The 11,708-nt window shown below is 42.8% G+C and carries 12 protein-coding genes; 3 read left to right on the forward strand and 9 right to left on the reverse strand.

The features are described 5' to 3' along the window. Positions 1–292: 292 nt before the first annotated feature. From NRI27_RS15965 to mntR, 4 genes are all read right to left on the reverse strand, one after another. Positions 293–574, reverse strand: coding sequence for a GNAT family N-acetyltransferase (locus NRI27_RS15965; RefSeq protein ID WP_371391606.1), 282 nt, complete (start codon positions 572–574; stop codon positions 293–295). Between the two features lie 45 nt (positions 575–619). After that, positions 620–1,477: a DUF1002 domain-containing protein gene (locus NRI27_RS15970; protein WP_371391661.1), complete on the reverse strand. Its 858-nt coding sequence runs from the start codon at positions 1,475–1,477 to the stop codon at positions 620–622. Between the two features lie 93 nt (positions 1,478–1,570). Next, on the reverse strand, positions 1,571–2,428 hold the full coding sequence (locus NRI27_RS15975; protein WP_371391607.1) for a CvfB family protein: 858 nt from the start codon (positions 2,426–2,428) through the stop codon (positions 1,571–1,573). A gap of 6 nt (positions 2,429–2,434) precedes the next feature. Continuing rightward, positions 2,435–2,857, reverse strand: coding sequence for a transcriptional regulator MntR (mntR, locus tag NRI27_RS15980; RefSeq protein ID WP_317945089.1), 423 nt, complete (start codon positions 2,855–2,857; stop codon positions 2,435–2,437). 104 nt (positions 2,858–2,961) lie between these two features. Between mntR and NRI27_RS15985 the strand changes: the two genes are divergently transcribed. Further along, positions 2,962–3,117 carry a lmo0937 family membrane protein gene (locus NRI27_RS15985; RefSeq protein ID WP_317945091.1) on the forward strand — a complete coding sequence of 52 codons (156 nt, stop codon included), beginning with the start codon at positions 2,962–2,964 and terminating at the stop codon, positions 3,115–3,117. A gap of 201 nt (positions 3,118–3,318) precedes the next feature. Here NRI27_RS15985 and NRI27_RS15990 read toward each other — a convergent pair whose 3' ends face one another. The 3 genes from NRI27_RS15990 to NRI27_RS16000 are packed head-to-tail and all read right to left on the reverse strand — an operon-like array spanning position 3,319 to position 6,919. Continuing rightward, on the reverse strand, positions 3,319–4,431 hold the full coding sequence (locus NRI27_RS15990; protein WP_371391608.1) for a GNAT family N-acetyltransferase: 1,113 nt from the start codon (positions 4,429–4,431) through the stop codon (positions 3,319–3,321). Between the two features lie 27 nt (positions 4,432–4,458). Next, positions 4,459–6,558 (reverse strand): heavy metal translocating P-type ATPase, encoded by a 2,100-nt coding sequence (locus NRI27_RS15995; RefSeq protein ID WP_371391609.1) that lies wholly within the window; start codon positions 6,556–6,558, stop codon positions 4,459–4,461. Continuing rightward, positions 6,542–6,919 carry an ArsR/SmtB family transcription factor gene (locus tag NRI27_RS16000; RefSeq protein WP_317945096.1) on the reverse strand — a complete coding sequence of 126 codons (378 nt, stop codon included), beginning with the start codon at positions 6,917–6,919 and terminating at the stop codon, positions 6,542–6,544. Before NRI27_RS16000 ends, NRI27_RS15995 begins: the two co-directional genes overlap by 17 nt. A gap of 250 nt (positions 6,920–7,169) precedes the next feature. Here NRI27_RS16000 and NRI27_RS16005 point away from each other — a divergent pair, with 250 nt between their 5' ends. Both NRI27_RS16005 and NRI27_RS16010 read left to right on the forward strand, forming a co-directional pair. Continuing rightward, complete coding sequence (locus NRI27_RS16005; RefSeq protein WP_371391610.1) at positions 7,170–7,589, forward strand: universal stress protein; 420 nt, start codon at positions 7,170–7,172, stop codon at positions 7,587–7,589. A gap of 17 nt (positions 7,590–7,606) precedes the next feature. After that, positions 7,607–8,650: a DmpA family aminopeptidase gene (locus NRI27_RS16010; protein WP_371391611.1), complete on the forward strand. Its 1,044-nt coding sequence runs from the start codon at positions 7,607–7,609 to the stop codon at positions 8,648–8,650. An 80-nt stretch (positions 8,651–8,730) separates the two neighbouring features. Here NRI27_RS16010 and NRI27_RS16015 read toward each other — a convergent pair whose 3' ends face one another. Together NRI27_RS16015 and murB are read right to left on the reverse strand one after the other, a co-directional pair. Beyond that, positions 8,731–10,206 carry a potassium/proton antiporter gene (locus NRI27_RS16015; RefSeq protein WP_371391612.1) on the reverse strand — a complete coding sequence of 492 codons (1,476 nt, stop codon included), beginning with the start codon at positions 10,204–10,206 and terminating at the stop codon, positions 8,731–8,733. A gap of 64 nt (positions 10,207–10,270) precedes the next feature. Then, on the reverse strand, positions 10,271–11,188 hold the full coding sequence (murB, locus tag NRI27_RS16020) for a UDP-N-acetylmuramate dehydrogenase (protein WP_317945102.1): 918 nt from the start codon (positions 11,186–11,188) through the stop codon (positions 10,271–10,273). Between the last annotated feature and the right edge of the window lie 520 nt (positions 11,189–11,708).

Here is an 11,708-nt window from a genome sequence, read left to right on the forward strand (position 1 = left end):
TTCATTTTCAATTTATTTCTTTCATTTTGTGAGATAAGTACGTTTTAATCTCATACACGGGGGTAATAAAAGACTAACAAATACAAATTCTACTGAGCGAAAGGAGAGCATGCAACATGGGGAAAAAAGTACTGTTCACCTCGACGGACATGCTTTATACCGTCGCAGGCGCATCTGTTTTAACAAGTATCGTCTACGCTGTTACATTAGCTTGGGGACTTTAATTTCCTGTCACTTTGGACTTATACGTATAAAAAAGGCGATTCCAATTAGGAGTCGCCTTTTCGATGGTTTATGCTTTTACGTCTTCGTATTCTTTGTAGCGATTAAATGCAGTAACTACATACGAGCAAACCGCTTCCATTTTGTAATCTTTTTCACGTGCATAAGCTGCTGCCCGGCCCAACAATTCCTTTGCAACGCCTTGCCCACGCAAGTCTTCAGACACATAGGTGTGGTCCATGACCATAACATCGGCGAGAAGCGTCCATGTAATTTCGGCTAGCAGTTTTCCATCTTGTTCATTGCGAAATGCAAATGCATCTCCGCCCAGCTCAACAAATGTAAATTCCATGAAATCCTCTCCTTTTATAATATTCTATCATATTCCGATGCCTACTTAGTTAAACCAAGACTTGATGGAGTCCATTAAATTTTCGAAGAACTGTTTTACTTTATCCCAAAAGCCTGGATCGATTTCTCCAATCTTCTCTTTAATGGTTGCTGCCATATCCGACAATTGATCTGATAATTTTCCGAAGTCGATATCCAAATTTCGAATTCGATCCATTAAATCAACAAGTAATTGCCGGTCCGCGTCGCTCAATTCAATATTCAGCTTCTTCAATTGCTCATTTACAATTTTTTCGACTTCCTCTTTCGTAGCAGGGTTTTGATCAGCAATCGCTTTTTTAATTTCCGTCAGTAGCTCGGCAACTTTGTCTTGATCAATGCCTGAATCCTTCGCAAACTTCGTTGCAAGATTCAATTCGTCGTTTGCAACATCCGTCCGTTCGGTGTCTAGCGTTTCACCAGATACTTCATACGCTTTGTAAATACCGACCAAGGCCGAGTGTCCCGTCACTGGTTTAGGAGCTGCCACTTCAACGATTGCATCTTCAATTCCAGCGGTCAACATTGCTGTTGCATACATTTCGTTCGTCACTTGAGTAATATTGTCTGGTGTGACAATTTTAATAACGAGACCTTTGCCAGCATCTTGCCGCGTTATTTTTGCAGAGGAATACATGCGCGCTTGGCTATTCCCGTCTTTTATATAATTTACAAGGTCTTTACCGTCAACGATGATTTCTTCTATTTCCGTATCTTTATCGACTTTCAAACTCTGTTTGACGGATTCTTTTTCAGCATCTGTCAGGTTCGCACCTAACACAACAATCGGCACACCTAGTTTTTCGTCAATTGCAGTATCAGCCTTCGCTAAACTAGGAAATAACATTCCAATGAATAGTAACATTGCACTTGCTGTCATCAATAATTTTCTCATAAGCAATCCCTCCTTATCTAAGAAGTAGTACGATGCATCATTGAAAAAGTTCCCAATCTACAGTTACTTCAAACTTGTCCATCCGTCGTTTTGCGTCACTTTTCCTTCTTTCATCAATTTTCCAAGCGCACGCTTAAAGGAGGCTTTGCTCAGACCAAACATTTCTTTTATTTCATCAGGGGTCGATTTATCGGTGAAGGGCATTTTCCCCCCTACGTCAGCAAGATAACGATAAACCGTTTCGGCATCATCACCGATTCGTTCTTCTTTTCTCGGAAGTAGGGATCCATTTAACGTACCATCTTCCCGTACATCGATAATGCGCACTTCCACTTTTTCACCGAGACGCGGTTCTTGTTCACGCTCTGTATGATGCACGAAGATCCGGTAATTTTCGGGTGTGCTTAAAAAGAACGAGCCTACAGGTAACAGACGGTACGCTCTTGCTTGCAAATTACGATTGAACACTGTGGCAGGTGCTTCTAAAATCAGTTCTTGTACTTTCTCTTCTGTTGCAAGGCGCGCAAAAATATTTCCACCTAAATCCATTCGTAACGTCATATAGAGCTCATCATCTGTTCTCGGCCATAATGCCTTTACTCGAGGCAAATCGGCTTTATTGACCAGCACTTCGAATGAAGAACCGATGTCGACATACGCCCCTTCTTTCTCATCAATTCGAAGTACACGGGCCCATCCAAATGTATCACACGTCATATTTGGCAAATTGGCAGTTGCAGTCAATTCACCACGACGATTCATATAGAGGAATACTTCGACAGCATCTCCCTCTTCAAGAGGCTTCTCAAATTCAGAAGCGTTGACGAAGATTTCTTCATCTCCTCCGTCTAATATCCATCTAGATCCTTCTTTACCTTTGACATGCAATTTGGCAATTGTCCCTGGCTTGTATGTTGTCATTTTTATCTACCCTTCCATTTCAAAACTTTGCCGTTCTTTCAGTTTACGTACAAAGTCTTCATCTTCTTCCATTGCTTCCACAAGATCTGTAATCCTGTCCATCGCGTTCCAGCTCAAATGATGTTCAATTCCTTCAACATCTTGATAAATGAGTGCTTCTTCGACACCGATGATTCGCAAAAACTGTTCAAGTAATTCATGTCTCCGAACTAATTTTTTCCCAAACTTCAATCCTCTATCCGTCAATTCTAAGCCACGGTATCGCTCATAAGATACGTATCCTTCGCGATCGAGCCGTTGTGCCATTTTCGTTACAGACGAAGGCAAAACAGATAAGGCTTCGGCAACGTCAGAAACTCTCGCCTCACCTTTTGCTTCAATTTGCAAATAGATTTGTTCAATATAATCTTCCATACTTGGTGTTGCCAACCGATGCACCTCCCGTATGCATTGTCGTCCATCTTTTAAGATGGCGGTTTACATTTTCTAACTATCGGGTACATTCACTATACCACTACAAAGGGGTGAAAAAAATGGGCAAAATACTTTGGATTATTATCGTAGCACTACTAGCATTTTGGTTACTAGGATTCCTTATGAAGGTTGGCGGCGGTTTGATTCACCTTCTATTAGTGATTGCAGGAATCATTTTTGTCATCCAGCTTCTCACTGGAAGGCGGTCTGTATAACGTAAGAGTGTAGACAAAGCCAGAGTTGACTTTGTCTGCACTCTTTTTCATGACAATTAATCGACGTTACGCTAAACAAATACAGCCTATCTATAAAACTTTGTAAATGAACCAATTTTAGGGACGCGGTAGAAATACACCACATTTACACATTCACCAACAGACCGAGGGCGCCACTTCCATGGCACCCTTTATGTTCATTTATTTTACCTTCGCATAAATACATGTATTGCGTAAATGTTGGCCATCGCTTGAAAGAGAATCAGATTTCAGAATTCCTTCAAGCTCAAATCCGTTCCGTACAGCGATGGAACGACTTTTCCCATTCTCTTCATCACACCTAATTTCAACACGATTAGCACCTAGTTCTTCGAAAGCGAAACTCGTTAGACGCTCGACTGCTTCCGTCATATAGCCTTTTCCTTCATATTTCGTATCCAGCCAATACCCGATTTCAAACTTTGGAATCGCCCAGTTAATACGGTGTAAGCCAGTGGATCCTATGAACTCGCCTGTTTCTTTTAAGAAGATGTGCAACCGCAGATCTTTCCGTGTGATGAAATCCGCGATGGATTCACGGAGATTCTCTTCGGTCACATGCAGTTCAGGTTCTTGTTGCGCAAATGGTAGCCATGGTTGCAAAGCGGGTAGGGAGTTTTTCAGTGCTTTATAGACGTCTAATGCATCTCCCATTTCGGGTTTACGAATACGTAACCGTTCAGATTCGAATTCTATAGGAAAATTAGGGATACGCTTTGTTTTCTTCCCTTTCTCGCCATGCCCCGCATCTTCCCATATGACAGGTGTCGTTGTTCCAGCTAAAAAGTCCTCACGCGTCATACCGTACGTTACCGCATCATAATAGGAATTCTCTTTCGGCGAGAACCATGCTTTCCGTAAGTGCGCTTCTTTTACAAAGCCTGCACGCTCGAATGTCTTCCGCATCGCCAAGTTGTCTTGACGTGTATGTCCTTCCAAACGGATTTTACGTTCAGGTAAGCCGAAGACGAATTCAGTAATTAACTTGAGTGCTTTCGCTCCATAACCAAATCCTCGATATTCATCCGCAATTCGTAAGTCGAAAAGCGGAATTTCATCTTGTAAATCATAGATTTTCACAATGCCAACGATGTCCTCATCTTCATTTTGCACCCAAAATGTTTTGACTTCGTCTGATTCATAGCCACCTTCTTCAATCGTCTTTTCAATCAAATCGCGTTCAGGATGGGCATTTCCGTGAAACGGCCACGTATTTGTCGTTAAGAAATGTATAAGTTGTTCTTGTTCTTCCATCGTCCATTCACGTAACTGCATGATAGTTCCCCCGTTCCGCTGCTTACGTTATTTATGAATCCGCAGTAATCTTAGCGAATTAAGCACGACAAGTAATGTTGCTCCCATATCCGCAAAGATTGCAATCCATAGTGTCAACCATCCTGGGATGATTAATAACAGCGCCACAATTTTTAAGCCTAATGCAAACATAATATTTTCTTTGATAATCTGCAACGTTTTTCGACTTAATTTCATTGTATACGGCAATTGGGACAGGTCATCCGCCATAAGTGCAATATCTGCTGTTTCAAGCGCAGCGTCTGTGCCCGCTCCTCCCATTGCAATCCCGATGGAGGAAGCTGCTAAAGCAGGCGCGTCATTGATGCCATCTCCGACCATTGCTACACGGCCGTAATCGCCAATCAACTCTTTTACCGCAGTTAATTTATCTTCTGGCATGAGCCCCGCACGCACATCTGTAACACCAGTTTGCAAAGCAATGGCCTCAGCTGTCCGCTGATCATCACCTGTCAACATGACAGTGTGGCGGATACCAATTGCTTTTAGCTGATGTAGCACTTTTGCACTTTCCTCCCGTAATGGATCAGTTACCGCGATCAGTGCTTGGAAAGTATGATTCGCTAGCACTGCCATGACAGATTTTCCCGCTTGCTGCAGTTTCACCGCATGTTGTTTCATGTCATCTGGCAGTTCCGTTAGTTCGGATGCCCATAACACACTTCCGACATGAATGAGCTCGCCATCTACATCAGCGTAGGCACCTTTCCCTGTTACAGATTGGAAATTACTCACTTCTTTTGTAATTGGGCCTTGTCCTTTAGCATAGTTAACAATCGCTCTTGCTAACGGGTGCTGAGACATTGACTCTACAGCTGCAACAGATTGAAGAATATCCGCGTTTGCACCTCTACCAACAATGAAGTCTGTCACTTCCGGATATCCTCTTGTCAACGTTCCCGTTTTGTCGAATGCAACAGCTGTAATACGTCCCATCTCTTCCAAATGAACGCCGCCTTTAATGAGGACACCTTGGCGGGCTGCGTTTCCAATTGCAGTCACGATTGCTACTGGCGTTGAGACAACAAGCGCACATGGACAACCTACAACTAGGACAGCAAGACCTTGATAAATCCACGGTTGCCACTCTGCACCGAACAACGGAGGAACGATAGCAACTAAGATTGCGACGACGATAATGATTGGCGTATAATATTTTGCAAATTTATCGACGAACTTCTGGGAAGGTGCTTTTTCAGCTTGTGCTTCTTCTACAAGATGAATAATTTTTGCAATCGTCGTGTCCCCTACTAGTTTTGTAACGGTCACTTCAAGTGCACCTTCTTCGTTCAATGTGCCCGCGAACACTTCATCGTTTACTTCTTTTAAGACTGGAACAGATTCACCTGTAATGGGCGCTTGATTGACAGTCGACCTTCCACTTTTCACGATTCCGTCCATTGCAATCTTCTGTCCTGGTTTGACGAGTAGAATGTCTCCGATTTGTATGTCTTCAGTTTGTAGTTCTAACACTTCATTGTTCCGTTTAACGACCGCTGACGGTGGGGCAATATCCATCAAGTCCCGGATGGATTGTCGGGCTTTATTCATTGAATACGCCTCTAGCGCTTCACTTAATGCAAATAATAAAACGACGACTGCTGCTTCTTGCCACTCTCCGATAATCGCCGCACCGATAATCGCAATGGTCATTAACGTCTTCATATCAAAGTCTAGTCTTGCAAGGTTTTTTAGCCCTGTGAGGAACATTCCTGTTCCTCCGATGATGATTGCTACAGCGAAAAGACCTGTTGCAACGGTTGGATTTGGGATTTCTTTGTAAGTGTACGTCATTCCCGCAATGACGAAAATGAGAGATAAAAAGGTGACGATATTCTCTTTGCGTCGATAGAACGGTATTTTCGGTTCAGGTTGTCGATTTGTTAACGGGACAACTTTAATGCCATCAAACGCACCTGCTGCTTGCAACTCTTCAACTGTTGCATCCCCTGTAAACGATAATTTGGACGCCCCGAAATTGACCGTCGCTTCTGCTACAGAAGGAATATTTTTTACATTGTTTTCGAATTTCATCGCACAACTCGCGCACGATAAATTCTCCAATCTATACTCAGTTTTCGTTGTCATCCGTTTCGTCCACTCCTTCTCGCGCATGATCATGTGCAATGTTGACTAAGTCGTATACGTGCGAATCGGCTAAAGCATAATAGACCATTTTCCCTTTCCGTTTCGATTTCGCCAGACCGTGCTCTCTTAAATAGCGCAAATGATGAGAAGCGGTTGCATTGGAAGAGCCGATAACAGCCGCTACATCACATACACACATCTCTTTTTCCAGTGTGAGCGAAAACGCAATCTTTAGACGTGTTTCATCCGCAAGTGCTTTAAATATTTGTACCATTCCACTCACGTCTGGCAAACTTTTCTGGACATGGTCCACTACATCGTCTCGGACTATGAACACTTCACATGTATCTTTACTCGTCATATTAGCCACCTCATTCAAATGTTCGTTTGATTATATCCTAGTATATGCAATAAAAAATTGTTATGCAAGGATAAACAAACAGACATTTGAATGTTTTTTTAACGTTCTTAACAAGTAGAACAAGCAATTACTTTCCCTACTTGTGTTTTTTTATCGGAAATAAAGGATAATGAAGATTTATATTGAATTTGATTAGCATTCGACACTGTTTACCTGACATATAGTAAATGACTAGAGGAGGATGATATCATTGTATAATCGCATTTTACTAGCAATCGACGGGTCAGAAAATTCGAGACGAGCAGCTGAACATGCTGCCTGGCTTGCAACCGTTAGCCCACATGCGTCCATCGTTGCGTTGTATGTACTTCATTATGATCGAACGCGAAAGGATGTCATCCAAGACGCAGCTGTTGAGGATTTACACAACGATCGTAAAAAGCGGATTGAACCGATTTTAGCGGTTTTGGACAACCAACAGGCAGCATATGACTTTGTCATTCGCCATGGAGATCCCGGTCCAACGATCGTGGCTTATGCAAACGAAGAGCCATTCGATTTAGTCGTGATTGGCAGTAGAGGGTTGAATTCATTCCAAGAAATGCTGTTAGGAAGTGTTAGTCATAAAGTGGCAAAGAGAGTTGCTGCACCTGTGTTAATCATCAAATGAGGTTGGGAGCGTTTTAAATGGAAAGAGGAAAGTTGAACATGCTGACAGATGTCCCCGGTGTGAAAGTAGGACATGTCACGTTACAGGAAGAGACAGCGGTAGACAGTGCGTGTACGGGTGTCACTGCTATTTTGCCGCATGCGGGGAATTTATTCGAACAAAAGGTGCCTGCCGCAAGTTTTGTGTTGAACGGATTTGGAAAGACGGCAGGACTTATTCAAGTTGAAGAGCTGGGACTAATCGAATCTCCAATTATGTTGACGAATACATTTAGTGTCGGGGCTGTATTGGAAGGTACCTTGCACTATATGCTCGATGAAAATCCTACTATTGGTGATTCAACGAGCTCCTTAAATATCGTTGTAGGTGAGTGCAATGATAGCTATTTAAATGCGATGCGGGAAATGAAAGTCCGACCAACGCACGCGGTTGAAGCAATTCGAAATGCGGAAAGCGGGAAATTTGAGCAAGGGGCTGTCGGGGCTGGTAAAGGCATGATCTGTTTTGGACACAAGGGAGGGATCGGTTCTTCTTCAAGAGTTGCTTCTGAAGGGGATTTGACATTCACAGTCGGTGTGTTGACATTAACAAACTTCGGAAACCAAGAAGAATGTTTGCTAGATGAATGGCTTGTTCGAAATGGTTATGAAGGTTCAATAACGGATTTGGCGTCGGAAAATGAACTTCAAGAGAAACCCGATGGCTCAGTTATCATTGTCGTCGCAACAGATGCACCGGTGAATGAACGTCAATTGAAACGACTGGCAAAACGTGCATCGATTGGACTTGGCAGGACAGGCACGCATATCCATAACGGAAGTGGAGATATCATTATCGCCTTTTCAACGGCCTATACAATTCCCCACACGAGTGAGCAATTGACGGTTACACACACTATGTTGAGAGATGATATACCGCTGATGAACAAATTGTTCCAAGCGACGATCGAGGCGACAGAAGAAGCTGTGTTCCAATCGTTGTTACATGCAGAAACGACGATTGGGCGTAACAATCGAACGGTGAAGCGCTGGTTGATTAAGAGCGGTAATGCGAGATTATAGCACTTGGCACCATTTTATAAGCAGAAAAAAATGCATGATGGCGAGTTGACCTTCATGCATTTCTGCTTTATTTCAATTTCTTATTCAAATCCATTTTCATCTGCTAGGACAAGTTTTACTTTTGGTACTTGTTCTTTTGCAGCGAGTATGAAGAGGACATCTTCCGCTTGCAGTTTCGTTCGACCTGTAGGCATAACGAGTTTTCCCTCACGAATGATAGCGGAGATGACGGTTTCTTTCGGTAAGCCAAGTGTTTGCACTTTTTGATCAAGGAATGGCGAGTTTGCTGAGATTTCGACTTCCAGCATTTCTGCGTTTGCTTTATCCATGGAAATCAGTTCAAGCTGATGAATCCGTTTCGGAGTTGCTGGTGCTTCCAAGCCGAGCCATCTCGCAACATTTGAGATTGTTGAGCCTTGCAATAACGCGGATGTGATGACCATAAAGAAGATCATATTAAAATACAAATAGGGATCAGGGACACCTGCTAATAACGGAAACGTTGCCAAGACGATTGGAACTGCTCCTCGTAGGCCTGCCCATGATAAAAATAACTTTTCTTTGAAAGTATATTTGAAAAACATCGTACATAAAAATACAGCTATTGGTCTTGCTACGAACATTAGAATGAAAGACAATACGAGACCTTTCCAAATAAGGTCCAAGTTTGCTAACTCTTTCGGGAAAACAAGCAAGCCGAGGATGACGAACATAATAAGTTGCATCAGCCATGCAAAGCCTTCATGGAATCTAAAGATTGCGTGGCTATGATTTAGTTCACGTGTACCTATTAATATACCGGCCACGTATACAGCTAACAGTCCACTCCCTCCCAATGAGGAGGTAACCGCGTAGATCGCAATGGCAAACCCCATAGAGAGTACTGCGTATAAACCACTCGCATCGAGTTTTATTTTATTCATCCAAATGGATGCTAAATAGCCTAAACCGAGTCCTAACACGAGACCAAGTCCCATTTGGACGAAAAAGTTTACAATCAAGTTGCCTATTGAGAAGTTTGGGAGCGTAAGCCATTCAATGAAGGCGACGGTGAGGAACATCGCCATTGGATCGTTGGAGCCCGATTCCATTTCTAATGTAGAAGACATTTTAGATTTGATGTTTTGTCCGGACATGACAGAAAATACAGCAGCAGCATCGGTTGAACCAACGATGGAACCTAGGAGGAATGATTCGAGCCAACCTAATCCCAATACATAGTGTGCAGCAATTGCAACGACCGCTGCTGTCATAATTACCCCAACTGTGGCGAGGACACTTGCACCGCCTAAGACCGGGCGAACGTTTTTCCATTCAGTTTGGAGCCCACCTTCAAACAAAATGATGATGAGCGCGACAATCCCGATTGTTTGCGCTAAATGGGCGTCGGAAAAATAGATGAGGCCTGACACATCACTCCCTAACACCATTCCTAAAATCATAAAGAGAACGAGTGCTGGTACGCCTGCTCGCGAAGTGAGTTTTGTCATGAGGACGCCACTAAGTAAAAAGAAGCCCATTAAAAGAATAATTCCATCTATAGAAAATTCGTTCATTCTTTACCCCTTTCCCGACACCGACTTTTCATTGCGTTATGTAAAGGAGGTTTAAAACCTCCTCTTATTGTGGTTCTTCTCCTACAATTTTCACTTCGAGTTCTAAATCGACGTCAAATCGACTTTTCACTTCTTTTTTCACCATTTCTATTGTTTGAATGTAGTCAGATGCAGTTGCATTATTTTTATTCACAATGAAGCCTGCGTGCTTTATGGAGACTTCAGCACCACCAAAACCTTTACCTTGTAACTGACAATCTTGAATGAGCTTCCCGGCAAAATAACCTGGAGGTCGTTTGAACACGCTGCCTGCTGAAGGATATTCGAGGGGTTGTTTGGATTCACGTTGATACGTTAAATCGGCCACTTTTGCATCGATTTCTTCTTGGACACCGTCAGCCAATTGAAAATCAGCCGATAAGACAAAGTACCCTTTTTTCGCAATAATGCTCTTCCGGTAACCTAGTTCCAATTCATCTTTCGTTAACACAAACACGTTCCCAGCTAGGTCCATAACGGTCGCTTGCACAATTACGTCTTTTATTTCCCCGCCATAGGCACCCGCATTCATTGCCATTGCGCCCCCAATGCTCCCAGGAATACCGCAAGCGAATTCCAAGCCCGTGAGACATGCTTTCGCCGCTTTTTGTGAAACTTCAATAATATGAGCACCTGCTTCTGCATGGACACGCGTTCCGTCAATGATGATGCGATCAAGCTTCGACATGTGAAGCACAATGCCTCGCACACCGCCATCACGTACAACCATATTCGACCCATTCCCTAATAGAAGTAGTGGTATGTTATTTTCATGAGCATAGCGGACTGTTGTAGCCATTTCCTCCATAGTTGCCGGAATGACTAAAAGATCTGCAGCGCCGCCTAATTTCGTTTTCGTATATTTATGTAACGGCTCATCAATCAGCAGCTCGCCGTCATGTAAGTGCTTTTGTAATGCTTCTAACCAAATATATTTTGACATCTAAACACAATCCTTTCGAGGTAGTGAAAATCTGATACACGAAGACGGTGTGATGCCTTCCCTACTAGTTATGGCGCAATGCTAATGAATTGTTTCTACGCCACCAAATACTATTTTTCCAAACGATCAGAAAATCCTTTCACTCTTATAAGTATGCTTGCAATCCGCTTTTTTGACAAGCGATTCTTCTTAGGCTGCCTATTTTATTTGTATTTCAATGTTACTGAAATGAAATATATGAATTTTGTGCTGTATCGTTCGCATGAAGTGCTCTGCGTTGTAAAATTGATACGACTTCGGCTGGAAAAAGTTTTTTTAGAACGCTTGCAATTGTATGGAACGGAATAGATCGCTATTGATAGATAAACACCCTTTATCCTCAGTTTGGTTCTTTTTCTTCAGCACTTCTATTTGACCGTATGCACCAATTTCAGGCACTCACGGGCATTTAGAACACTTCTATTTGACCGTACGCACCATTTTCCGATGCTCGCGGGCATTTAGAACACCTCTATTTGAC

Source organism: Sporosarcina sp. OR05 (assembly GCF_041414805.1).
Classification (GTDB): domain Bacteria; phylum Bacillota; class Bacilli; order Bacillales_A; family Planococcaceae; genus Sporosarcina; species Sporosarcina saromensis.